We start from the raw sequence: 21,874 nt of genomic DNA, 5'->3' as shown, positions 1-21,874 counted from the left end.
CCTCACCGTTCAGTTTTGGCCAACTGGCGGTCTCGCGTAGCTTCCCATACGGTAGGATACTGGAGCTAGTAGTAAATTAGATTGGTCAGTTGGCCTCCCTTCCCGATGCAGGAGAACAAACAGACGCTCCTCATCGGTCGTATTACCGACTCTCCCGCTGCTCCACTTTGTTCAGATAGGTGAAATCCACCATGTGGGACAGCGCAATTTACCACTCATTCGATTCCCTCGGGAGTTGTAGAATTACAGCGTATCGAATAATTCGACGACCTCACTGGTCGTGAACACCGGCACGAGGTCTTGTTCATCGAAATCAGAATCGTCGCTCCACACCCCTGCGTCACGAGCGAGCGCACAGGCGACGTACAGTACGTCGTCGGGGTCGGTGTCACCTATCGCTTCTTCGGCCTCCTCGATGTACGGGTAGAATTCACTGGCAGGCACCGTCTCGATGTACTGGAACAAGAGGCCCATGAACTGGCGTACCCGCTCCAGTTCCATCCCCGACTTCTCGACGATGAGGGTTTCGTAGTCCTCGATTTCGTCGTGGACGACCTCGGGCGTCAGCAGTTCCGGTTCGAGTGTGACGATGAGTTCCCGAGTCTTCGAGTCAGCGATGAGTGCAGAGATGACGACGTTCGCATCGACGACCAACTTCATCCGTCAGAACTACTCCGACTCTCCTTCGATGCGCTTCCGTGCGCTCTCGTTGATTTTGGCGGCAATTTCGTCTACGTCGGCGTCAGTGAGTTCGCTCTCGGCGGTCAGTTCGTCCATTAGTTCGAGTTTCTCGATTTTGTCTCGGATGGCCTGTCGAGTCACCTCGCTCCAGTTGATTTCCGGGTGCTTCTCCATCCGCTCTTTGAGGGCGTCATCCACGTTGACCGTGATGGTGGGCATATAGGAAACTGTGGGGACACAGAATACTGTGCCTTTCGGTGCTACCGACTCGGCACGGGGTGGATTTTATCGCATAGAGTACCTTTTCAGCAGGTATGCCCTCCGAGTGGTATCCGAACATCGACGTTGCCGGCGACTCTCAGCCGAGGAACGTTCCGTTCCGGCTCGGAGTAGAGAAATTGCGTGATTTTTCACCTGATGTCCCCGCTCGGATTCGTGGCTCATTCGAGAATCGTTCTTCGACAGAGCGAACGGTTGGCTTCGGCCCAGTCCAACCGTTTTCCAACATCTGGAGTGAAGAAGACTGTCTGCTCGTTCTCGTTCCAACTGACAGAGGGATTCAACGGTACGCACTCGGAACCGACGAACAGATTATCCCAGACCGTCCGGTCGAAGGATGCTGGCAAACGAATCTCGTCCGCTTCATCCGCCACGATGTTCTCAGATGGCAGTCGCTCGATGCAGGCGAGCGCATTCAGACCGAATACACCGTATTGCATTACCCAGAGCAGGAAATAATGGAGGCGACGATGGACAAGTGGTTCGGCCCGGAGCCCGAAAGCGATGACTGTCTGCCCGCAGGGGAGTACCGTTTCGAGGAATCGTTCCCGCCAAAGCGTGGAACAGATACGACGTGGGAAGGGTTCACGTGGGGCTTCACGATAGCGATTGGAGAATAGACAGGCGACAGCACAATCACCTACTGCCCCATCAAGATTGAACAACAGTCGGAAGACGTCTTCTGAGGGCGTTCAGTCCTCCGGAAACAGCGTTTCTCAGCGATTCTCTCTTTGATGAACCTTGTTCAACTCGATGAGGAGTCGAAAGATGGCCTTCACGAGGTTCGAGTCCACGTCGAAACGGGCGGCGTTCTCGCCGGCGCGTTCCATCACCTGTTCTTCCTGTTGCTCGTCGGTGGTGGGGAGGCCCTGCTCGCGTTTCACCCGCGCGATGCTCTCGGCGACGTAGGTGCGCTGAGCGATGAGTTCCACCATCTCGCGGTCGATGCTCTGTATCTCTTCGCGGAGCGCGTCTAGGGATTCGTCCTGGCGCCCGCCTGTTGTGTTCTGGTCAGCCATGTGGTTCCTTCGTACGTGTCCCAGTGGTCGCGGACGGTCGCGAGCGCCTCTCGGTCGCCGACGGCGACGAAACTCGGGCCGGTCCCCGACAGTGAGGCCCCCGTCGCGTGCGGCATCGCCGCCACGAGGGGGTCGGTCGGGAAGTCGAGCGCCGCGCAGAACGCGAGGCCGTTGACCGTCATCGCCCGGCCGTAGGCCCCCTCGCGGGTCAGGTCGGCCACGAGGTCGGCCATCGGCGCGACGCTCCGGCAGGCCGCCACGTCCGCGTCGGCGCTGAACGCCTGTTCGGGAGGTGCCCAGACGAGGACGTCCCACTCCACGACGTCGCGTTTCAGTACCTCGTCGCGCTCGTTGTCGGTGAGGGTGAGGCCGCCGAGCATGGAGGCGCTGGCGTCGTCGAACGCCCCCGTCACGGTGACGCCCGTCTCGCGGGCGGCCCGCACGCCGATGCGCGCGGCGTCGGCGCGAGTCGGCGTCGGGTCGTCGGCTCTGCCCTCCGACCCACCGACCGTCTCCTCGTCGTCGGTGTACCCGACGCCGAGTGCGTCGAGCGTCGCGAGGACCGTCGCGTTGGCGGCGGCGCTCGAACTCTTCAGCCCGGCGGCCATCGGTACCTCGCTCTCGGTGCGGACGTGCCCGCCCCCTCCGTCGCCGAACCGCTCGACGACGAGTTCGACGCACCGCTCGACGAGGCGGGTGTCCGCCTCGGGGGCCTCCGCGACTTCGCCGGAGACGGCGTCGCTCCCGTCGAGGGTGACGGTGGCCGTCGTGTCCAGGTCGATGGCGAACGCGCTGCCGACCCCCGTCGCGAGCGCGTTGAGGACGGTCCCCGCCGCGGGGGCCGTCGCCCGTCCGGTGTCGGTCACGCCCCTCTCTCGCTCGCGTGAGCACTTACCGCTGGTGGTTACGGTAACGGCGCGGCGCGCGCCTTCGCGGCGTTTTTCCGCCCGCCCGCGAAACCACGGGTATGGAGTTCCGCAGCGACATCGCCCCCGACACCCTCCCCGTCGAACTCGACCCGGCCGGCGTCGGCGTCGAGTACACCGACGGGCGGTCGGTCTTCTACCACGGCGTGCCCGAGCGAGCGGAGGGGTCCGTCCTCACCCCGCCCGGCAAGGACGTCCACGTGCTCGTCACCGACCCGACGGGGACGCAGGGCGTCCTGGTGTACGTCAACGACCGCAGCACGGCCGACGAGATACTGGAGGATACGGGCGTCGGGCGCGTCCTCCTGGACCGGGACGAGGAGTCCTCGATATTCCCCGGCGTCACCGTCCGACAGGGGTCGTACCGCATCGAGGTCGAGGCCGACCTCGAACAGGCCGGCGGCCGCGTGTTCGTCTTCGCGGAGGACGAGACCGGCGAGTTCGCCTGGGAACTCGTCGCCCCCGACGAGGAGGACCGTCCCTACGAGGAGACGGTCGACGGGTGAGACGGACGACGGGTGAGACGGACGACGAGTCGGAGACGGCCCCCGACGCCGGGGGAGCGTCGGTGCCCGGTCCCGTCCGTACTCGACCCGCGTGACCGCCAGCCACCGTCGGTTCTCACCCTCCGTCGAACCCGCTCTCGAACTCGTTTCTCACTGGATGTACGTCGGTTCTTCCGCGTCGCAGTGTTCCTCGTGTCGTTCGGCGTCCTCCCGGTCTTCCAGCATGAACCCGCAGTCCTCACAGGCGTACCACGTCCCGTCGTCTCGTTCGACCTGTGTCACCATGGTTCGATGTCGCCGCTCGTTCCTCAAAGCCGTTACCCCGTCGGTGGGGTAAAGTCAGCGGCGACGAAACGTCGACCATGACACGCGGCGTCGACCTCACCGTCCAGGGAGCCGAGAAGCGAGACGCGGGGCGCGGCATCGCCCGCCTCTCGAACGCGACGTGCCGGACGCTCGGCATCCTGAGCGGCGAGACGGTCGTCATCGAGAGCGAGGGCGGACGCGAGACGGTCGCGAAGGTGTGGCCCGGCGGCGAGGACGGCGTCGTCCGCGTCGACGCGGACACGCGCCGCAACGCGGACGTCACCATCGGCGAGACCGTCACCGTCCGGAAGGAACCCGTCGAGGACGCCCGACGGGCCACCGTCTCGCTCCCCGAGACGCCCGAGCACGACGAACTCACCGCCTACGTCACGCGGCGACTCCTCGACCGGCCCATCCGCGCCGGCGAGCGCATCCACCTCGAGGACATCGGCGACCACGCCCACATCACGAGCACCACTCCGGACGGGACGGTCCGGGTCACCGAGGACACCCGAGTGACCGTCGTCCCGGGGCGGCGCGCGCGCTCCTCGGCGGGCGAGGGGAGCGAGGGCGAGTCCGGCGGCCAGTCGAGCACCGCCGGGTCGGGTGCGCCACCGACGACGGCCGCGCCGTCCGGGAGCGAGGCGAGCGACGTCACCTACGAGGACATCGGCGGGCTGGACGAGGAACTCGACCTCATCCGCGAGATGATAGAGCTCCCGCTCGCCGAACCGGAGCTGTTCCGCCGCCTCGGCGTCGAACCGCCCCGCGGCGTCCTGCTCCACGGCCCGCCGGGGACGGGCAAGACGCTCATCGCGAAGGCCGTCGCCAACGAGGTGGACGCCTACTTCACCACCATCTCCGGACCGGAGGTGGTCTCGAAGTACAAGGGCGAGTCCGAAGAGCGCATCCGGGAGAAGTTCGAGGAGGCGCGCGCCAACGCCCCGACCATCCTGTTCATCGACGAGATAGACTCCATCGGCGGCGCCCGCGACGACGACGCCGACATGGAGAACCGCGTCGTCGCCCAGTTGCTGACGGAACTCGACGGCCTCAGCGGGCGCGACGAGATGGTCGTCATCGGCGCGACCAACCGCGTCGACGCCATCGACCCGGCGCTCAGACGCGGCGGCCGGTTCGACCGGGAGATAGAGATCGGCGTCCCGAACGAGGCGGGCCGCCGCGAGATACTCGACGTCCACACCCGGGGGATGCCCCTCGGCGAGGACGTCGACCTCGACACGCTCGCGAGTCGGACCCACGGCTTCGTCGGCGCCGACATCCGCTCGCTCACGACCGAGGCGGCGATGAGTTCGCTACGACGCTACCGCCACGACCGCGAGGAGGACGACGGGGCCGCCCTGTCGGTCACGCGCGCCGACTTCGAGTCGGCGATGGCGGCGGTCGACCCGAGCGCGATGCGCGAGTACGTCGTCGAGACGCCGCTGACGACGTTCGACGACGTCGGCGGGTTGACGGAGGTGAAGGCGACGCTCCGGGAGGCCGTGATGTGGCCGCTCTCCTACGAGAACCTCTTCACCGCGACGAACACCGCACCTCCCTCGGGCATCTTGCTGTACGGCCCACCGGGGACGGGAAAGACCCTGCTCGCGCGGGCCATCGCCGGCGAGAGCGGCGTCAACTTCATCCACGTCGCGGGGCCGGAACTCATCGACAAGTACGTCGGCGAGTCAGAGAAGGCCATCCGCGAGGTGTTCGAGCGCGCGCGCCAGACCGCCCCGACCATCGTCTTCTTCGACGAGATAGACGCCCTCGCGGGCCGCCGCGGCGAGGGCCACGAGGTGACCGAGCGCGTCGTCTCGCAGTTGCTGACGGAACTCGACGGCCTCACGGCCAACCCCAACCTGATGGTGCTCGCCGCGACGAACCGCTACGAGTCGCTCGACGCCGCGCTCCTGCGCCCCGGTCGCCTCGAATCGCACCTCGAGGTCCCGCTCCCGGACGAGGCGGCGCGACGGGCCATCCTCGCGGTCCACACCGACGAGAAGCCCCTCGCCGAGGAGGTCGACCTCGACGAACTCGCCGCCGATACCGGGGGCTACTCCGGTGCGGACCTGGAGGCGCTCGTCCGGCAGGCGTCGCTGTTCGCCATCCGTGGCCTCGCCGACGACATCGGGCCGGAGGCGGCCAACGAACGTGCCGACGAGATACGCATCGACCGCGGCCACTTCGAGGACGCCCGCGCGAAGGTCGAACCCCCGAGCGGCGGGCACTGACGGACTCGTTCCGGTAGTTCCTTGCCGTGACTCCGCGTACTGAGTTGCACATGGACCCCGCCAGGGTGCTCGCGCCGGTCGTCTCGCTGTTCGCCGTCCTCGCCTACCGGGTGGTGGGGCGCGCCCGCCTCGGACCGGACGCCGACTGGGTCGAACGCCTCCACCGCGAGTGGTTCCCCGCCGTCGCGGCCCCCTTCCAGGGGTGGCTCCCCGGGACGACCGCCCGCGAGATAGAACCCCGCGAGTTCGCGATGACGCTCGCCGCGCCCCTCGAGGCCGTCGAGGACGACCTCTGGGCGGCGGGATTCCGCCGCCACCCGCTGGCGCGCGTGAAGACCCGCGACGGGGTCGCGAGCGCCGGGTCGTGGGTCCTCCTCGACCACCTGCTCGCGCGCCGACAGCTCCACGTGATGCTGTTCCCGGACGAGGACGAGGGGGTCACGCACGTCTACGCCCACGAGGAGTACGCCAGCCTCAACCCGCTGGTCGCCTACGCCCACTACACCGGCCACGGCCAGAGCGCGGCCGCCGGCGTCGCCCGCGTCGAGGCGCTGTTCGACCGGTCCGGGTCGTCGGAGGGGACACCGCGACGGCAGGTCCGGGCGACGAAGTGAGCCGCGGTCAGTCCCAGAACGAGTTCGTCCGGGCGTAGCGGCGCTCCTGGGTGAGGATGTCGCGGTAGAAGTCGTCCTCGTCCTCACGGAGTTTGGAGATGATACGGGCGGCGTTGTGCGGGCCGACGCCCCGCGCCGCGAGCGCGACGACCGCCTGCTTGCCGTGGCTCTGGACGAGGCCGGCCGCGCGGTAGGCGCGCTCGGTCTGTTTCTCCTGTTCGTCGTCCTTCTCCGTCGATCGGACGGCCTGGACCACCTCGTCGGCCCACGGGTTGAGCGCGGCCACCCGCGTCGACCCGCAGTTCGGGCACTCCGGTTGCTCCGCGACCCGGCGCACCTGCTGGGTGCGGTCCCACTCCTTGCAGTGGACGCAACAGAGCAACACGCGGTCCTCCTGGATACGCTCGCGGACCGTCTCGATGACGCTCGCGTCAGCGTTCTCCGGGGCGAGCAGTTCCCGACTGCCCGAGCGCCCGCCGCGACCGATGGCCGTCCGGTCGTTGACCGCCTCCAGGGTGAGTTCGCCCTCGCGGATGCGCCGGAGGACGTCGCTCGCCCCCGGCGCGTCGAGGTCCTCGTGGAGGACTTCCCTCACCGCTTCGTCGTAGATGGGGGTGTCGCGGAGGGCCTCGAGGAGGCGCGACCGGCCGAAACTCCCGCTCCCCCCGCGCCAGCGTTTGAGCGCGCCGAACTTCGTCGCCACCTGCGCGAGTTTGAACTTCAGCGCGTCGGCGTTCTTCAGCGAGAGTTCGATGAGCGCCCGGACGTGCTCCGGGTCGGTCCCCTCTAGCTGCTCGACCACGTCGTAGCCGGTCACGCCGGTCGGCACCTCCAGTTCGATGCGGTAGGGGTCGACGTCCATCCCGACGGACGACCCGCTGCGCTGGCCGAGCAGCGCCGCGAGCAGGCGCCCGAGCGTCTCGTTCACCCGGTGGCCGAAGGGGGCGTTGACCACCACCTCCCGGCCGAAGAACTCGACGACGAGGTGCGTCGCCGTCGGCATCGGCCCGTCGTGGCCCGCCACCTGGACGAGCGCCTCGCTCGCGGTGTGCTCGTCGGTGGGGTACTGCTCGCAGAGCCACCGGGCGACGGCCGCGCGGGAGTGGCCCGCGTCGAAGCGCTCGCGCGCCCGGGCGCGGAGGGCTGCGACGTCCTGGGCGACGTCGAAGGGGACGGGAATCTCCTGGCCGGTCCACGACGGCACCTCGCCGGCGGGGTCGCCGACGGGCGTCACCTTCACCTCCTCCTCCTCCTCGTCGACCTCGGTGATGCGCCACATCTCGCCGCGCTGGATGAACACCTCCCCCGGGGTGGCGAAGTTGACGACGAACCGCTCGTCGAGCGTCCCGACCTGCCGGCCGGCGGCCATGTCGTACACCCGGTAGGTGGCCTCGTCGGGTATCATCGAGAGGTTGGCGTAGACGTACTGCCAGGTGCCGCCCGACTTCTCCAGTCGGTCGGCCTCCTCCTCCAGCCAGAGGATGCGGTTCTCCGAGAGTTCGCGCACCACCTCGCGGAACTGCTCGGCGGTGAGGTCGCGGAAGGGGTACGCCCGGGTGAGTATCTCGTAGGCCCGCCGCGCGTCGAGTTCGCCGAAGTCCATCAGCAGGCCGGCCACCTGGTTGGCGACGGTGTCGAGGCTGCCGTGGTGGATGTTGGCGGGTTCGACCGCCCCGCGCATCGCCCGGTCGGCGATGGCCAGCGCCTCGAAGGTGTCGTCCGGGCGCGTCGTCACGACCGTCCCCGAGGAGACCACGTCGCGGCGGTGGCCGGCGCGCCCGACGCGCTGGAGCAACCGGGCGACCTCGCGGGGACTGGAGTACTGGACGACGTGGTCGATACGGCCCACGTCGATGCCGAGTTCCATCGAGGAGGTACAGAGCAGCGCGTCGATGGTCCCGGCCTTGAACGCGTCTTCCACCTCGATGCGCGCCTCCTTCGAGAGCGACCCGTGGTGGATGCCGATGTTCACGTCCAGCTCCTTGAACCGCGAGCCGAGCGCCTCGGCCGTCTGACGAGTGTTGACGAACACGAGCGTCGAGTCGTGGGCCTCGACGACGTCACGAATCGCACGGACGTGGCTCGCGATGTCCGGGTCGGTCATCAGCCGTCCCGCGAGGCGTTCGTCCTCCGGCGTCACCTCGGGGGTGAGTACCCGGAGGTCGAGTTCGCTGCCGGCGTCCACCTCGACGACGGCGCACCCCCGGTCGCCGGTGAGGAACTTCCCCACCTCCTCGGGGTCGCCGACGGTCGCCGAGAGGCCGATGCGCTGGAACCGCCCGGCGAGTTCGTGGAGGCGTTCGAGGCCGACGGTCAACTGCGCGCCGCGCTTGGAACTCGCCAGTTCGTGGACCTCGTCGACGACGACGTGGTGTACGTCCGAGAGCGCCACCCGGAGCTTCTCGCCGGTGAGCATCGCCTGGAGCGTCTCGGGCGTCGTCACCAGCACGTCCGGGGGGTCGTCGGCCTGCTGGGTGCGCCGATACCGGGTGGTGTCGCCGTGGCGCACGTCGATGTCGAGGGCGAGTTCCTCGCCCCACCACTCCAGGCGCTCGCGCATGTCGCGGTTGAGCGCCCGCAGGGGCGTGACGTACAGCGCGGAGATGCCGTGGATGCCGCCGGATTCGTCGCGTCGTCGCACGACGGCATCGAGCACGGGGAGCATCGCCGTCTCGGTCTTTCCCGTCCCGGTCGGCGCGATGACGAGCGCGTTGCGCCCGGCGACGAGCGGCGGAATCGCCCGGCGCTGCGGCTCCGTCGGCGTCTCGAACCCCCGCTTCGACAGCGCCGCGCGGACCCGCTCGCCGAGGCGCGCGAACGCGTCCATCCCCGGCGTGACCTCGCCCTCACTCATTCGTCAGTAGTACGAACGTCGGCCGATTAAGCCCTGCGTGTGCGCCGGTGACACGGACGGTCCGCGACTCGACGGGTCCCGATTCCGACGGGGCGCCCTCACACCCGGGTGTACGCCCCGAGGCGCGTCCCGTCGAGCAGGTACGCCTGCGCGTCGGCCAGCCCCTCGGGGAGGTACGGCGCGAGGAAGCCCTGGTCCGTGTTCGTCCACGTCCCGCCGAGCAGGTCGTTGAACGCCGGGCAGACGACGAGTTCGCCGTGGATTCGAACGCCTTCGTGGACGCCCTCGAACGGGTCTGCGACGAGGCGTCCGCGGAGCCACGCCCGTTCCGCGCGATGCCCACCCACCTCGTCCTCGAGGCGGACCTTCGGGTGTTCGTGCCCCATCGCCACCACGTCGGCCTCGAGGACGCGCGGCGACGGCCAGGTGTGGCCGTGGACGAACCCCACGTCCCCGACCCGGGTGCCGTGGCCCGGCGTCACCTCGACGGTGCGGGCGGTCTCCACCTCGGAGAGGACGGCCTCCATCTCGCCGTCGTGGTTGCCCTTGACGACGGTGACCGGGACGCGGCGCGCGACCGCTTCGAGGAGGCGTTCGAGTTCGCGCGTCTCCTCGCGTCCCGGCCGTCCGATGGCGTTCGCGAGGTCGCCGAGGAAGACGACGCGGTCGGCGCGCGTCCGGTCGAGCAGGTCGAGGAGCGCCGCGCGGCGCTCCTCGGCACGACTACGGAGTTCGACGCCCTCCGAGCGGAGGGCGACCTCCAGACCGGCGTGGTAGTCTGCGACGACGAGCGCCCGTTCGTCCCCGAGGGTGGCGACGGCCGCCGGTTCCCCCGGGACCGGTTCGAACATCCGTCAGATGGGTTTGAGGCGGCCGTCGCTCGGTTCGTAGCACTGGCCGCTCATCAGCGCGTCCTGAATCGCGTCCTCGACCTCGTCGGGGCTCGCGGCGGTGGCGTCGGCCACCTGCGCGACGAGGTCGTCGCGGGGCGCGCCGTCGCCGTCGTCCAGTTCGCGCATCGTCGCCAGCAGTACCTCGTCGACGGAGACGTCGGCGGGTTCCGACTCCGGTTCCGCCGCTTCGGGTTCGACGTCCGTGGGTTCGTCTGTCGACTCGACCGGTTCGGCCGCGGCGGGTTCGTCGCCCTCTGCCGGTTGCGCGGCGTCGGCCTCCTCGGTGTCGACGCCCTCCTCGGCCGCCGGTGCCTCGGGTTCGATGTCGGCCTCGCCGGCGGGGTCGACCTCCGACCCCGTCGAGAACTCGGTGCCGAACTCGTCTTCGACCTCCTGGCGGGTCTCCTCGTCCAGGTCGAACTCGCCGGGGTCGAAGTCACCGAGTTCATCGTCCGCGTCGGCGGCCTCGGCCGGTTCGTCGTCCGCATCGATGGCGGCGTCGCCGGGTCGCGACTCGACGGACTCCGACGGTTCCTCCCGGGACTCGGTCGGCTCCGTCGTCTCTGTCGGCACCGGTTCGGCCGCCGCGTCGGTCTGCGCTCCCGTCGGTTCGGGGTCGGCGGTGACCGTCGACGGTTCGTCCGGCGTCGCGTCCACCGTCTCGTCGTCCGGGGCTGCGGTCTCCGACGCGGCCGGCTCCGCGGTCTCGGCCGTCGCTCCCGGCTCCGTCTCGCCCGTGTCGCCGGTCGGTTCCTCGTCCGTCGTCGCCGCGGACTCGCCGGCGGGGTCCGGTTCGTCGGCGGGGGTCGGCGGTTCGCCGCCCTCCTCGGCACCTCCCTCGACGTCGGTGCTCGCGGCCGTGGTTCCGGGGGCGACCGTCCCCGAGAGGTCCACGTCGGTCGCCAGCGCGGGGGTGAACGGGGCGTCGCCGGCGTCGGGGGCGGTGTCGAGCGGGGTGACGGCGTCCACCTCGCCGGCGATGAGACGGGTCGCGTCGAGCGAGAGGTCCTGCAGCGCGGCGAGGTACGCACGTGAGGTGCCGTAGCGTTCGACGGCGATGGGGATTCCGGCGGCGAGGCTGTCGTCGACGCCCGCCGCGGAGAGGGCCTCCGTGAGCGCCGAGCCCGACAGGCCGGCGTCGAGGGCGGCGTCGAAGACGGCGAGGCGTTCGAGCGTCCGTTCGGCGGCCGTCACGGTCCAGCGGTCGCGCGTGGCGGCGTCGATCTCGCTGACGCTCTCGGGCCGGATGGAGGTGTAGACGATGTCCGAGTCCTCCGGCTGGAAGGTGCGCGCCTTGCCCGTCACGGCGACGAACGTCGGCGGGTCGACCTCTTCGAGGAACGCCATCGCCTCGGGCTGGTACTGGCCGGCGTAGACGACGAACGCGCCCGTCGGGTCGACGACGCGGGCGCGCAGGATGTTCTCGCCGGCCCGGGTCACCTCGGTGACGACGCCGGCGACGAACAGGCGGTTGACCCGCGCGCCGGTCGGCGTGACGACGTAGTTCGGCGCGCGCTCCTCGTCGCTCTCGGAGTAGGAGTAGTCGGCGTCGTCGAACTCCGCGGCGAACAGGCGGTGGGCGACCTCGCGGCGCCCCGGGGCGTTCGAACTCACGCCCGCACCTCCGAGAGGAGGGCGCGCGCACGGTCCTCGGCGGACTCCTCGACGCGCTCGAACTCGCTGGCGTCGAGGTTCGCGCCGTACTCGTCGACCGAGAGGACGCCCCGGACGCGGTACTCGTCGCCGACGACGCGCTCCGCGATGGTCGCGGCGACCACCTCCTTGTCCATGGCGTCGCGGGCGTGTTCGAGGGCGTCCTCCAGCGTCCCGCCGTACACCGCCGCGGTGAGGTCGTGGTCGAGGACGACGGTGACGGTCCCGGTGCCGTCGTCGAGGATGGCCTTCACGCGCAGGTCGTCCTCGCCGTCGACCTGCCCGTGGCTCCGGCACTGGCCGTTCTGGATGACGCGGTTGCACTCCGGACAGCGCTGGATGAGCCCCGACCCGTCGCGCACGTCGAGCAGGCTCCCGACGAGTTCGATGTCGTAGGCGCCGCCGGCGGCGACCGCCGGGCCGATGGCCTCGCGCGGCGCCGAGTCGCTCACCTCGACGGTGCGCTCCAGGGGGGTGACGGTGGTGAACTCCGAGAGGTTCACCGACGGGACGCCGCGGAACTCGCGGACGTAACAGTCCGCGAGGCGCAGGGACGCGCCCTCCGTGAGGTCGGGATGCGGGTTCCAGTCGGTGAACGGCAGGCGGGCCGTCTCGTCGGCGAGGACGCCGCTCAGGATGTCGGTCGGGCCGTCGCGGCCGTCGATGGTGCGCGACTCGACCTCCGCGACGACCACCTCGACGGTCACGCCGCGGTCGCCGGGCGAGAGGTCGTCGAGCGCCGCCTCGCCGCCGACCTCGTAGGGGACCTCCAGGGTCTCGCCCTCGACGGTCACGTCCGTGCTGTCGCCGAGGTTGAGTTCCGGTTCGCCCTCCCACTCGCGGACGCCGGCGTTGCCGACGGTGACGGTCGCGCCCGGTTCGAGGTCGAAGTCGTTCCAGGCGGTGTAGGAGATGGTCGCCGAGTCGTCGGCGAGTTCCCCCTCGAAGATGGTGAAGTCGTCACCCTGGTAGCGGATGGTCCGCTTGCCGACGGTGAGCACGCGGGCGGTGACCGTCACGCTCGCGTCCTCGGTGGTGACCTCGCCGACGGCCTTCGCGCTCGGGGTCGAACCGCCGCCCCCGCCGCCACCGTACTTCCGGCGGAGGCTCTGGACGGCCTCGTCAACCGGGACGTCGTACTCCAGTAAGTTCTGCAAGTCTGCTCTGACCTCCTCTTTGTCAGCACCGAGGTCGGAGGCGAGAGCCTCGGCACGCTGGTCGATGTCCATCGGTGATGAGTTGCTCGCTGACTAATAAAAGCGTTCGCACCACCGAAACCGCGATACCGACGGCACGTGCAGGGGGTGTATGTACGTCCTCGTCAACGTCGCGATGAGCGCCGACGGGAAGCTCTCGACGCGCCGACGCGAACAGCTCGGAATCAGCGGCGACGCCGACTTCGCCCGCGTCGACCGCCTCCGGGCGGAGGCGGACGCCGTCGTCGTCGGCGTCGGGACCGTCCTCGCCGACGACCCCTCGCTCGTCCGGTTCGACCGGGAGCACCGCGCGCACGTCGGGAAGTCGGGGGTACCGGCGCGCGTCGTCGCCGACTCCCGCGCGCGGACGCCCCCCGACGCAGAGGTGGTGACGGGGGACGCGCCGACCTACGTCCTGACGAGCGAGGCCGCGCCCGCCGACCGCCGGAAGGCGCTCGTGGAGGCCGGCGCGGTCGTGATAACCGCCGGCGAGGAGCGCGTCGACCTGCCGACCGCGCTCGACACCCTCGAAGCGGAGGCCGACGTGTCGGACGTGATGGTCGAGGGGGGCGGCGAACTCGTCTTCTCCCTCCTGGCGGCCGACCTCGTCGACGACCTCACGACCTTCGTCGGCCCCCTCGTCGTCGGGGGCCGGGACGCGCCGACGCCCGCCGACGGCGAGGGGTTCGTCGAGGACTTCGCCCGCCTCCACCTCGACGGCGCGGAGTACCTCGATGGCGGCGTCGTCCTCCAGTGGACCGTCGAAGGACGCGGTACAACCGAGTGATACCACTACGTTTAACCCATCTCGTTCGACAGAGAGTGCTATGTCACGGAACGGGCGGTTCGGGGGGCTGGTGGGGGAGATGGGGCCGGGGTGGCTCGCGGGGGCCATCGCGGCCGGGCCGGCGACGATGGCGAGTCTGCTCTCTGCGGGGGCGGGCTACGGCTTCGCCCTGCTGTGGGCCGTCGTCCTCGCGACCGTCCTCGGGGTAGTCGCGCAGTACCTCTCGATGCGCCTCGGCCTGCTGAGCGCCGGCGGCATCGTCTCGACCGTCGAGACCCACCTCGGCGGCGGGTGGGCGTGGTTCCTCGTCGTCGACGCCGTCCTCGCGGCCGGCCTCGCGCAACTGGTCATCATGAAGGGATTGGCGGACGTGACGGCGGCGCTCACCGGCCTCGACCCCCGACTCGTGGGTATCGGCTGGGCCGTCGTCCTCGCGGTCGGCCTCGCCGGCGGGGGGTACCGCGTCGCCGAGCTCGGCGCGAAGGTGCTCGTCGCCGGCGTGGTCGTGGCGTTCGTCGCCGCCCTCGCCGTCGTGCCCGTCGACGCGGGCGCGGCCGTCGCCGGCCTCCGGCCGACGCTCCCGCCGGGCGGCGCGCTGCTCGTCGCCGCCATCCTCGGTGGTGCGGTCCACGTCACGCTCGTGACGATGCACACCTACACCGTTCAGGCCCGGGGGTGGACCCGCGAGGACCACCGCCTGGCGACCGCCGACGTCGTCGGGTCGATGGGCATCGCCTTCGGGGCGTACAGCCTCGCCATCTTCCTCGTCGCCGCGAGCGTCCTCGTCGGGACGCCCGGGCTGACGAGCGTCGAGGCCGGCCGCGCGCTGGCGCCCGTCGCCGGGGCGGCCGCCCAGTGGCTCTTCCTCGTCGGCCTCCTCGGCGCGGCCGTCTCGACGCTCGGGGGGAACACCGTCGTCCCGCCGTACCTGCTCGCCGACCGTCTCGGCTGGGCTCTCGACGTGAGCGACGGACGCTACCGGGCGCTCCTGGCCGCGACGGCGCTCGGGTCGGCCGCCGGCGCCTTCCTCGGCGGGGCGTTCTTCCCGCTGCTCGTGCTCGTCATCTCCTTCGGCCTCATCGCCACGCCGTTCGCGCTGGCGGTCGTCCTCTACCTCCTCAACGACCCCGAGGCGGTCGAGCGGACGAACGGCCCCGCCGCGAACGTCGCCGGGGGCGTCCTCCTCGCCGTCGTCGTTTGGGTCAACGTCGCCCGACTGCGAGAGCAGGTGTCGGTCTCCGGCGCGGCGAGCGCCGTCGACCTGTTCGTCCTCGCGTTCGCCGTCGTCACGGGGGTCGCGACGCTCGTCGTCCTCGGGAAACTGGTGACGCGGGGGCGTCGGAGCCCCGCGGGTCCCGCACGCGACGCGGAACTGGAGTAGCGTCGGATTAGTGGTCGTGACCGGTCGCCTCGCCGAAGGACATCCCGAAGCGCTCCTCGAAGAGGTCGAGCGTGGTGTCCTCGATGGCCTGCAGGCGCTCGTCGACCTCGCCCTGGCTGTGGTGGACCGTCGCGTGGATGCGCTGGGCGCAGGACATGAGCGCGAGGTCGCCGACGACCTCGGCTGCGTTCTGGCCGTCCTCCGCGAGGAGGTCGAGCAGGTTCGAGGGGAGCGTCACCTGGTCCTCGCCGTCGCCGGCGTCGATGCTGACCTGCACCGTGTCGTCGTTCGTCATGGTCGGGGTTCGTCGTCGGAACGTAAACCTCTGCTGTGTCGGGATGCGAGGGGGGCCGTACCGTCGGTGCCGTCGACGTCGTCGGGACGCGCTCAGTCGTCCGATTCGGCGGTCGCGGGTTCGGCCTGTTCGACGCGGTCCAGGTCGTCGAGGTAGTCGTCGGCGTCGAGGGCGGCCATCACGCCCATGCCGCCGGCGGTGGCGGCCTGCTGGTAGTGGCGGTCGACGACGTCGCCCGCGCCGTAGAGGCCGGGGACGCCCGTCGCAGTCTGGCCGCCGCCGCGCCCGCCCTCCGTGCGGAGGTAGCCGTCGGCGTCGAGGTCGACGCCCGTCCCGGCGAGGAAGTCCGTGTTCGGCGTGTGACCGATGGCGAGGAAGACGGCACCCACGTCGAAGTCGAACTCCTCGGTGGCGGGGTCGTCGAGGCGGTCGGTGGGGTGGCCCTCGGGGTGACTGGCGAGGGTGACGTGCTCGACGCCCGCCTCCTTCGAGCCGTGAATCTCGAGCAGTTCCGTGTTGCGCAGCAGTTCGATGTTCCCCGCCTCGACCTGCTCCATCGTGCGGTCGACCCAGTAGTCCTCGGCGCGGAACTCCTCGCGGCGGTGGACGACGTACACGGTGTCGGCGAACTTCGTGAGGAAGTTGGCCTCCTCCATGGCGGCGTCGCCCCCGCCGACGACGAGCATGTCCTCGCCGCGGAAGAACGCGCCGTCGCACGTGGCGCAGGTGGAGACGCCGTAGCCCATCAGCAGGTCCTCACCGGGGACGCCGAGGGTGCGCGCGCTGGCCCCCGAGGCGACGATGACCGCGTCGGCGGTGTAGACGTCGCCGTTGGTGAGTTCCACCCGGAAGGGCCCGTCCGTCTCGGGACGGGTGAGGTCCTCGACGACGCCGTGTTCGACGTCCGCCCCGAAGCGCTCGGCCTGCTCGCGCATGTTCTGGACGAGTTCCGGGCCGCCGATGCCCTCGGGGAAGCCGGGGTAGTTGGCGACGTCGGTGGTGAGGGTGAGCTGGCCGCCGGGTTCGGTCCCCTCGAGGACGAGCGGGTCGTTGTTCGACCGCGCCGCGTAGATGGCGGCGCTGAGGCCCGCGATACCCGACCCCGCGATGAGGAGGCGTCGGTGGGTGGCGTCGGTCATACACGAGATACACCCTCGGCGGTGTTTGTAGCTTGCGCACGAGTACGCCCGGCGCACACTCGCGTTCGGTGACGACTCCGGAGGGAGTCGGAACGTTGACGCCGCCGGCCGTGGCAGGTCGGGGCATGGACCCCGAGGACCTGCGCACGTCGATTCCCGCACTCGAGGAGGGCGTCTACCTGAACACCGGCGCCTCCGGCCCCTGCCCGGAGTCGACCATCGAGGCGACGACGGAGTTCGTCCACTACCACGAGGCCGAAGCGCCGACCGGCGAAGGCGCCTACCCCGCCGCCTTCGAGGCGTTCGAGGAGACCCGCGAACGCGTCGCCGCCTTCCTCGGCGCGTCGCCAGCCGAAATCGCGCTCACCCACTCGACGGCGGACGGCATCAGCCGCGTCGCGGCGAGCGTCGAGTGGGAACCGGGCGACGTCGTCGTCCGCACGGACCTCGAACACTCGGCGGGCGTCCTCCCGTGGTGGAACCTCGAACGGAAGGGCGTCGAGACGCGCGTCCTCGAGACGGCGGGCGGGCGAGTGGACCGCGACGCCTACAAGGACGCCGTCGCCGACGCCCGCCTCGTCTGCTTCAACTCCATCACCTGGAGCCACGGGACGCGCCTCCCCGTGGCCGACCTCGTCGATATCGCCCACGACGCGGGGGCGCTGGTGCTGGTCGACGCGGTGCAGTCGCCCGGCCAGACGGACGTCGACGTGACGGAGTGGGGTGCCGACTTCGCCGCCGGCGCGGGCCACAAGTGGCTGCTCGGGCCGTGGGGAGCGGGCTTCCTCCACGTCCGCGAGGAGGTGTGTGGGGACCTCCAGCCGGCGATGGTGGGCTACCGGAGCGTCGAGGACCCGGACGCCGCCGAACCGTCGCTCAAGCCCGGCGCCGCCCGCCTGGAGGTGGGGACGACCAACCCCGCCCCCTACGTCGGGCTGCAGGCCGCGATGGACCTGCTGGACGAGTTGGGGATGGAGACCGTCGAGTCCCACATCGCCGCGCTGACCGACCGCCTGAAGGAGGGGCTCGGGGAGCGCTGTCTCAGTCCCGCCGACCCGGAGTCGGGGCTGGTCACGTTCACGGTCGACGACCCGGAAGCGACCGTCGAACGGCTCGCGAGCGAGGGTATCGTCGTCCGGTCGCTCCCCTACCCCGACGCGGTGCGAGCGTCGCTGCACGTGTTCAACACGCCGGGCGACGTCGACGCGCTCCTCGACGCGCTCTGAGTCGAGCCGGCGGAGTCGCCACCGCTTTGCCCTCCCGTCTCGCCCTCCCACCATGGCCGCAGACCTCGCAGAGAAGACCGACCGTTACGAGCGCCTGCTGTCGGAGGCGCTCGACGCCGCTTCGGTGGCCGTCCCCGAGGGGTCGCCGCTCGCCGACGCGGCGGCCGAGTACCGCGAGATGGCCGCCTCCTACCTCGACGACGGTCGACACTTCCGCGAACAGGGCGACCTCGTGAACGCCCTCGCCTCCTTCTCCTACGGGCACGGGTGGCTCGACGCCGGTGCCCGCCTCGGACTGTTCGACGTGCCCGATGAGGGCCACCTCTTCACCGTCTGAGGCGCCACTCGCCGAGCAGTTCGTACACCTCGTAGGCGAACACCCCGAGGACGAGCGCGACCGACCCCCACGCGAGGAGCGCGAACGCGAGCGGCGAGAGGGTCGTCAGCATCGCTCTCCCTCCTCGTCACCGTCCGCCGGAGCCGTCGCCGTCGACCCCCCGTCGCTCCGGAGTCGCCCTCCGTCCGCGTTCGCCGTGGGGTCGTCGAGCCGTGCGATCTCCCGGTCGAGGCGCCCGAGGTCGAAGCGCGCCCCGGAGACGAGCGCCGCGAGGAGCGTCAGTGCGAGGGAGACCGTCGCGGCGCCGATGAAGGCGTTGAAGAACGTCGCCGGGAGCGGGAGCACCTGGAGCGTCGGGGGGGTCAGGGGGAACAGCGCCCCGCCGACGAGGAGGCCGCCGACGCCGGCGACGAGTGCCCCACCGCCGGTGAGCCGCCGGGAGTAGAGGCCGGCGAGCAGGGGGACGAACGTCGCCGTCGCGAGCAGGTCGGCGACGAAGAAGACCGCGAGGACGCTGTAGCCCTGTGCTGCGACGAACGTGCTCGCGAGGGCGACGACGACGGTCAGGACGCGGGCGGCGAGCGTCAGCGCGCGGCCCTCGATGGCGACGAGTCGGGGCAGGTCGGCGGTGACGACGCTCGCGATGGCGTTGAACAGCGTGTCGGCGCTGCTCGTCACCAGGAGGACGGCGAGGACGACCACCGCGAGGACGATGGGGTCGGCGAACGCGTCCCCGACGACGACGAAGAACGCCTCGCTCGCCTGGTCCGTCCCGACCCCGCGACCGCGAGCGACCAGGCCGAACAGGCCGGCGAGGAACACCATCGGCACGACGGCGACGGCGGCGACGAGGAACGAGCGCCTGAGGGTGCCGCTGTCGGCGGCGGCGTAGATGCGCTGCCACCACGCCTGGTTGAGCATCTCGGCGGCGAGGATGGCGACGACGACGTAGATACCGAACTCGACGCCGCCGGCGAAGCCGGGGTCGAGCAGCGTCGGGTCGGTCGCGACCACCTCCGCGTGGATGGCCCGCGCGCCGCCGAGCGAGAGGAGGGCGGCCCCGAACCCGACCGCGAGCAGCGGGAGGATGACGAGCGTCTGGACCGCGTCGGTGAGGACGCTCGCCTTGAGGCCGCCGTAGGCGGTGTAGCAGGCGACGGCGAGGCCGATGGTGAGGGCCGTCTGCCAGAGGGGGACGCCCGCGACCACCTGGAGTCCCCGGGCGATGCCGGTCATCTCGGCGGCGAGGAACGCGAACATGTACGCGACGCTGATGACGAGGACGAACGCGTACATCGTCGGCCCGTAGCGGACGTAGGCGTACTCGGTGAGGCTGTGGCCCGCCGGGATGAGGCGTCGAATCCGCGGCCCGAGGAAGGCGTAGACCGCGAGCGGGACGGCGCTCCCGACGGCGTACCCCACGACGGCGGAGATGCCGCCGAAGGCGGCGCCGGCCTCCGCCGGCGAGAACAGTATCCACGCCCCCATGCTCGAGGCGACGATGGTCGCCGTCAGCGACCCCCGCTCGACGGTGTTTCGCGCCGAGATGAAGTCCTCGACGGTCGCGATTCCACGGCGCCCCGCGACGATACCGACGGCTGCCGTCGCGACGACGACCACGACCGTCGCCGCGAGCGCGACCCCGCTGTCTACCACCGCTCACCACCACTCGACAGTGCCATGAGTTGGTGGTACCAACAGGTGATACAAAGACGTGGCGGCATCCGTCCGGCAGGGCGAAACTCTTATACATGATATATCACGGTCGTGGCGGACCACTCCCAGGGCGTCGGTGTCGACGAAACCCGCCGCAGTCGTCCGGTTTTCGCGAAGGCCAGCCGGCGACAGGTTTAAATAGTTTACGCGCTAACTGAGAGTGAAGAGCGACCTGTGGGCCTCTCTCTTTCTCCGCCCCACAGCGACCCTACCTCACCACCACAATGCCCGATACGACCATACGAACCTACAGCGACGAGACGACGACGGAACGAACGGAGACGACCGAGACGACCGAGACGGAGAACCTGACGACGTGTCCGGAGTGCGGCGGCCGCCTGGAGTCGGACACCGAACACGGCGAGACCGTGTGTTCGGCCTGCGGCCTCGTCGTCGAGGAGGACAGCATCGACCGCGGCCCGGAGTGGCGCGCGTTCGACTCCGCCGAGCGCGACCAGAAGTCGCGCGTCGGCGCCCCTACCACGAAGATGATGCACGACAAGGGGCTGTCGACCAACATCGGCTGGCAGGACAAGGACGCCTACGGACGGGCGCTCTCCAGCCGCCAGCGCGCGAAGATGCAGCGGCTGCGCACGTGGAACGAGCGCTTCCGCACGCGCGACTCCAAGGAGCGCAACCTCAAGCAGGCGCTCGGGGAAATCGACCGGATGTCGAGCGCCCTCGGCCTCCCGAAGAACGTCCGGGAGACCGCCAGCGTCATCTACCGGCGCGCGCTCGCCGAGGACCTCCTCCCCGGGCGGTCCATCGAGGGCGTCGCGACGAGCGCCGTCTACGCCGCCGCCCGGCAGGCCGGCACCCCCCGCAGCCTCGACGAGGTGACGATGGTCTCGCGCATCGACAAGATGGAGCTCACCCGGACGTACCGCTACGTCGTCCGACAGCTCAACCTCGAGATAAAGCCGGCGGACCCCGAGAGCTACGTCCCGCGCTTCGCCAGCGACCTCGACCTCAGCGACGAGGTCGAACGCCGCGCGCGCGAACTGCTGAAGGGAGCCCGCGAGGCCGGCCTGCTGAGCGGGAAGTCGCCGGTTGGGCTGGCGGCGGCGGCCATCTACGCCGCGGCGCTGCTCTCGAACGAGAAGGTCACCCAGAGCCAGGTCTCCGACGTGGCGAACATCTCCGAGGTGACCATCCGCAACCGGTACAAGGAACTGCTCGAAGCGAGCGAAGTCACTGCGGCACTCTAACACGTCTCAAGGTTTTTGTGGGTGGCCAGCGCACGTCGGGGCATGCCGCCCGAAACGTACGTCAGGTTGCTGTGTCCCGAGTGCGGTAAACAGTGGGAATCCGCCCCCCGTGACCTCCCCGAACACAAGGACATGTATCACTGCCCGAACTGTCACGCGACCCGACGCACCGCCGAGTTCGCGCGGACCGAACACGACCTCGACACGCTGAAGCAACTGAGCTGACGGTCCCTCTCCTCCGTGTAATCGGTGGTTAACTACCGATTACGCTCAACCATATCGAATTCGGCCACGTGACCGGCTAACGCATCGGCCTGCAGGAACGTGCTAACGGTACTCAGGGTAATACTATATGCCCCCAGTCGTTATCGAGTGCTGAGCATGAAGAAGCAGGAGCTCATTCACCTTCATGGCCTACTCGCACAGGTACGAGACCACTGTCAGGAACGGACCGACTCCCCGATAGACCACACGGCGTACGACGAACTGGGGGTTCGCCCGACGTCTATCCACAAGTCCAAGACCGAACACAAGAAGGCCGTCTTCGCGCTCGCCAAAGGCATAACTGGCGAAATAGATGTGGTCGACGAACAGCCCGTCTCCGCAGCAGCCGACTGATTC

The 21,874-nt window shown here is 69.8% G+C and carries 24 protein-coding genes; 11 read left to right on the top strand and 13 right to left on the bottom strand.

What is annotated here, in order from left to right:
* Positions 1–243 precede the first annotated feature (243 nt).
* Entirely contained in the window at positions 244–660 is a 417-nt protein-coding gene (locus P1Y20_RS04110; RefSeq protein ID WP_304447386.1) for a PIN domain-containing protein, read from the bottom strand.
* Between the two features lie 9 nt (positions 661–669).
* Positions 670–900: an AF_0619 family ribbon-helix-helix protein gene (locus P1Y20_RS04105; protein ID WP_304447385.1), complete on the bottom strand. Its 231-nt coding sequence runs from the start codon at positions 898–900 to the stop codon at positions 670–672.
* Positions 901–995: 95 nt separating this feature from the next.
* On the opposite strand from P1Y20_RS04105, the gene P1Y20_RS04100 reads away from it, so the two are divergent.
* Positions 996–1,580 (top strand): hypothetical protein, encoded by a 585-nt coding sequence (locus P1Y20_RS04100; RefSeq protein ID WP_304447384.1) that lies wholly within the window; start codon positions 996–998, stop codon positions 1,578–1,580.
* Positions 1,581–1,676: 96 nt separating this feature from the next.
* Here P1Y20_RS04100 and P1Y20_RS04095 read toward each other — a convergent pair whose 3' ends face one another.
* Entirely contained in the window at positions 1,677–1,979 is a 303-nt protein-coding gene (locus P1Y20_RS04095) for a chorismate mutase (protein WP_304447383.1), read from the bottom strand.
* A complete protein-coding gene (locus P1Y20_RS04090) occupies positions 1,934–2,845 on the bottom strand; it encodes a shikimate kinase (protein ID WP_304447382.1) in 912 nt (303 codons plus the stop codon). The genes P1Y20_RS04095 and P1Y20_RS04090 overlap by 46 nt, the downstream gene beginning before the upstream one ends.
* Before the next feature lie 101 nt (positions 2,846–2,946).
* Here P1Y20_RS04090 and P1Y20_RS04085 point away from each other — a divergent pair, with 101 nt between their 5' ends.
* On the top strand, positions 2,947–3,411 hold the full coding sequence (locus tag P1Y20_RS04085) for a DUF5796 family protein (protein WP_304447381.1): 465 nt from the start codon (positions 2,947–2,949) through the stop codon (positions 3,409–3,411).
* A 150-nt stretch (positions 3,412–3,561) separates the two neighbouring features.
* On the opposite strand, the gene P1Y20_RS04080 is transcribed toward P1Y20_RS04085, so the two are convergent.
* Complete coding sequence (locus P1Y20_RS04080) at positions 3,562–3,696, bottom strand: DUF7128 family protein (RefSeq protein ID WP_304447380.1); 135 nt, start codon at positions 3,694–3,696, stop codon at positions 3,562–3,564.
* 77 nt (positions 3,697–3,773) lie between these two features.
* Here P1Y20_RS04080 and P1Y20_RS04075 point away from each other — a divergent pair, with 77 nt between their 5' ends.
* Both P1Y20_RS04075 and P1Y20_RS04070 read left to right on the top strand, forming a co-directional pair.
* Complete coding sequence (locus P1Y20_RS04075; protein ID WP_304447379.1) at positions 3,774–5,954, top strand: AAA family ATPase; 2,181 nt, start codon at positions 3,774–3,776, stop codon at positions 5,952–5,954.
* A gap of 50 nt (positions 5,955–6,004) precedes the next feature.
* Positions 6,005–6,568, top strand: a complete 564-nt coding sequence (locus P1Y20_RS04070; RefSeq protein ID WP_304447378.1) for a hypothetical protein — start codon at positions 6,005–6,007, stop codon at positions 6,566–6,568.
* Positions 6,569–6,575: 7 nt separating this feature from the next.
* Here the strand turns inward: P1Y20_RS04070 and P1Y20_RS04065 are convergent, their stop codons facing one another.
* From P1Y20_RS04065 to P1Y20_RS04050, 4 genes are all read right to left on the bottom strand, one after another.
* Positions 6,576–9,422 carry a DEAD/DEAH box helicase gene (locus P1Y20_RS04065; protein WP_304447377.1) on the bottom strand — a complete coding sequence of 949 codons (2,847 nt, stop codon included), beginning with the start codon at positions 9,420–9,422 and terminating at the stop codon, positions 6,576–6,578.
* A gap of 98 nt (positions 9,423–9,520) precedes the next feature.
* Positions 9,521–10,273, bottom strand: coding sequence for a metallophosphoesterase (locus P1Y20_RS04060; RefSeq protein ID WP_304447376.1), 753 nt, complete (start codon positions 10,271–10,273; stop codon positions 9,521–9,523).
* Positions 10,274–10,276: 3 nt separating this feature from the next.
* A complete protein-coding gene (locus P1Y20_RS04055; protein ID WP_304447375.1) occupies positions 10,277–11,929 on the bottom strand; it encodes a hypothetical protein in 1,653 nt (550 codons plus the stop codon).
* Positions 11,926–13,197 carry a Single-stranded DNA binding protein gene (locus tag P1Y20_RS04050; protein WP_304447374.1) on the bottom strand — a complete coding sequence of 424 codons (1,272 nt, stop codon included), beginning with the start codon at positions 13,195–13,197 and terminating at the stop codon, positions 11,926–11,928. The genes P1Y20_RS04055 and P1Y20_RS04050 overlap by 4 nt, the downstream gene beginning before the upstream one ends.
* Before the next feature lie 79 nt (positions 13,198–13,276).
* Between P1Y20_RS04050 and P1Y20_RS04045 the strand changes: the two genes are divergently transcribed.
* Both P1Y20_RS04045 and P1Y20_RS04040 read left to right on the top strand, forming a co-directional pair.
* Positions 13,277–13,951, top strand: coding sequence for a 2,5-diamino-6-(ribosylamino)-4(3H)-pyrimidinone 5'-phosphate reductase (locus P1Y20_RS04045; RefSeq protein WP_304447373.1), 675 nt, complete (start codon positions 13,277–13,279; stop codon positions 13,949–13,951).
* A gap of 40 nt (positions 13,952–13,991) precedes the next feature.
* The gene (locus tag P1Y20_RS04040) at positions 13,992–15,332 is read left to right on the top strand and encodes an NRAMP family divalent metal transporter (protein WP_304447372.1); all 1,341 of its coding nucleotides are present in this window, start codon (positions 13,992–13,994) and stop codon (positions 15,330–15,332) included.
* Positions 15,333–15,339: 7 nt separating this feature from the next.
* On the opposite strand, the gene P1Y20_RS04035 is transcribed toward P1Y20_RS04040, so the two are convergent.
* Positions 15,340–15,627 carry a DUF7545 family protein gene (locus P1Y20_RS04035; RefSeq protein ID WP_304447371.1) on the bottom strand — a complete coding sequence of 96 codons (288 nt, stop codon included), beginning with the start codon at positions 15,625–15,627 and terminating at the stop codon, positions 15,340–15,342.
* Between the two features lie 92 nt (positions 15,628–15,719).
* Positions 15,720–16,766 (bottom strand): NAD(P)/FAD-dependent oxidoreductase, encoded by a 1,047-nt coding sequence (locus P1Y20_RS04030; RefSeq protein WP_304447370.1) that lies wholly within the window; start codon positions 16,764–16,766, stop codon positions 15,720–15,722.
* Positions 16,767–16,891: 125 nt separating this feature from the next.
* On the opposite strand from P1Y20_RS04030, the gene P1Y20_RS04025 reads away from it, so the two are divergent.
* The gene (locus P1Y20_RS04025) at positions 16,892–17,992 is read left to right on the top strand and encodes an aminotransferase class V-fold PLP-dependent enzyme (RefSeq protein WP_304447369.1); all 1,101 of its coding nucleotides are present in this window, start codon (positions 16,892–16,894) and stop codon (positions 17,990–17,992) included.
* 52 nt (positions 17,993–18,044) lie between these two features.
* Positions 18,045–18,329, top strand: a complete 285-nt coding sequence (locus tag P1Y20_RS04020; protein ID WP_304447368.1) for a DUF357 domain-containing protein — start codon at positions 18,045–18,047, stop codon at positions 18,327–18,329.
* On the opposite strand, the gene P1Y20_RS04015 is transcribed toward P1Y20_RS04020, so the two are convergent.
* Entirely contained in the window at positions 18,319–18,441 is a 123-nt protein-coding gene (locus P1Y20_RS04015) for a hypothetical protein (protein WP_304447367.1), read from the bottom strand. The genes P1Y20_RS04020 and P1Y20_RS04015 overlap by 11 nt on opposite strands.
* Entirely contained in the window at positions 18,435–19,985 is a 1,551-nt protein-coding gene (locus P1Y20_RS04010) for a sodium:solute symporter family transporter (RefSeq protein WP_304447366.1), read from the bottom strand. The genes P1Y20_RS04015 and P1Y20_RS04010 overlap by 7 nt, the downstream gene beginning before the upstream one ends.
* Before the next feature lie 284 nt (positions 19,986–20,269).
* Here P1Y20_RS04010 and P1Y20_RS04005 point away from each other — a divergent pair, with 284 nt between their 5' ends.
* The 3 genes from P1Y20_RS04005 to P1Y20_RS03995 all read left to right on the top strand — a co-directional run bounded on the left by P1Y20_RS04005 (position 20,270) and on the right by P1Y20_RS03995 (position 21,871).
* Positions 20,270–21,253, top strand: a complete 984-nt coding sequence (locus tag P1Y20_RS04005; protein WP_304447365.1) for a transcription initiation factor IIB — start codon at positions 20,270–20,272, stop codon at positions 21,251–21,253.
* 42 nt (positions 21,254–21,295) lie between these two features.
* Positions 21,296–21,478: a DUF7836 family putative zinc-binding protein gene (locus P1Y20_RS04000; RefSeq protein WP_304447364.1), complete on the top strand. Its 183-nt coding sequence runs from the start codon at positions 21,296–21,298 to the stop codon at positions 21,476–21,478.
* A 156-nt stretch (positions 21,479–21,634) separates the two neighbouring features.
* Complete coding sequence (locus tag P1Y20_RS03995) at positions 21,635–21,871, top strand: UPF0058 family protein (RefSeq protein ID WP_304447363.1); 237 nt, start codon at positions 21,635–21,637, stop codon at positions 21,869–21,871.
* Positions 21,872–21,874 lie beyond the last annotated feature (3 nt).

The sequence above is a fragment of the Halomarina ordinaria genome (assembly GCF_030553305.1).
Taxonomy (GTDB): domain Archaea; phylum Halobacteriota; class Halobacteria; order Halobacteriales; family Haloarculaceae; genus Halomarina; species Halomarina ordinaria.
This window is presented reverse-complemented; position numbering and strand designations above follow the sequence as displayed.

Bases quoted from the DNA above. Each gene is read 5' to 3' on its own strand.
- P1Y20_RS04110 (WP_304447386.1), bottom strand. From the start codon at position 660: ATGAAGTTGGTCGTCGATGCGAACGTCGTCATCTCTGCACTCATCGCT.
- P1Y20_RS04105 (WP_304447385.1), bottom strand. From the start codon at position 900: ATGCCCACCATCACGGTCAACGTGGATGACGCCCTCAAAGAGCGGATG.
- P1Y20_RS04100 (WP_304447384.1), top strand. From the start codon at position 996: ATGCCCTCCGAGTGGTATCCGAACATCGACGTTGCCGGCGACTCTCAG.
- P1Y20_RS04095 (WP_304447383.1), bottom strand. From the start codon at position 1,979: ATGGCTGACCAGAACACAACAGGCGGGCGCCAGGACGAATCCCTAGAC.
- P1Y20_RS04085 (WP_304447381.1), top strand. From the start codon at position 2,947: ATGGAGTTCCGCAGCGACATCGCCCCCGACACCCTCCCCGTCGAACTC.
- P1Y20_RS04080 (WP_304447380.1), bottom strand. From the start codon at position 3,696: ATGGTGACACAGGTCGAACGAGACGACGGGACGTGGTACGCCTGTGAG.
- P1Y20_RS04075 (WP_304447379.1), top strand. From the start codon at position 3,774: ATGACACGCGGCGTCGACCTCACCGTCCAGGGAGCCGAGAAGCGAGAC.
- P1Y20_RS04070 (WP_304447378.1), top strand. From the start codon at position 6,005: ATGGACCCCGCCAGGGTGCTCGCGCCGGTCGTCTCGCTGTTCGCCGTC.
- P1Y20_RS04065 (WP_304447377.1), bottom strand. From the start codon at position 9,422: ATGAGTGAGGGCGAGGTCACGCCGGGGATGGACGCGTTCGCGCGCCTC.
- P1Y20_RS04060 (WP_304447376.1), bottom strand. From the start codon at position 10,273: ATGTTCGAACCGGTCCCGGGGGAACCGGCGGCCGTCGCCACCCTCGGG.
- P1Y20_RS04050 (WP_304447374.1), bottom strand. From the start codon at position 13,197: ATGGACATCGACCAGCGTGCCGAGGCTCTCGCCTCCGACCTCGGTGCT.
- P1Y20_RS04045 (WP_304447373.1), top strand. From the start codon at position 13,277: ATGTACGTCCTCGTCAACGTCGCGATGAGCGCCGACGGGAAGCTCTCG.
- P1Y20_RS04040 (WP_304447372.1), top strand. From the start codon at position 13,992: ATGTCACGGAACGGGCGGTTCGGGGGGCTGGTGGGGGAGATGGGGCCG.
- P1Y20_RS04035 (WP_304447371.1), bottom strand. From the start codon at position 15,627: ATGACGAACGACGACACGGTGCAGGTCAGCATCGACGCCGGCGACGGC.
- P1Y20_RS04030 (WP_304447370.1), bottom strand. From the start codon at position 16,766: ATGACCGACGCCACCCACCGACGCCTCCTCATCGCGGGGTCGGGTATC.
- P1Y20_RS04025 (WP_304447369.1), top strand. From the start codon at position 16,892: ATGGACCCCGAGGACCTGCGCACGTCGATTCCCGCACTCGAGGAGGGC.
- P1Y20_RS04020 (WP_304447368.1), top strand. From the start codon at position 18,045: ATGGCCGCAGACCTCGCAGAGAAGACCGACCGTTACGAGCGCCTGCTG.
- P1Y20_RS04015 (WP_304447367.1), bottom strand. From the start codon at position 18,441: ATGCTGACGACCCTCTCGCCGCTCGCGTTCGCGCTCCTCGCGTGGGGG.
- P1Y20_RS04005 (WP_304447365.1), top strand. From the start codon at position 20,270: ATGCCCGATACGACCATACGAACCTACAGCGACGAGACGACGACGGAA.
- P1Y20_RS04000 (WP_304447364.1), top strand. From the start codon at position 21,296: ATGCCGCCCGAAACGTACGTCAGGTTGCTGTGTCCCGAGTGCGGTAAA.
- P1Y20_RS03995 (WP_304447363.1), top strand. From the start codon at position 21,635: ATGAAGAAGCAGGAGCTCATTCACCTTCATGGCCTACTCGCACAGGTA.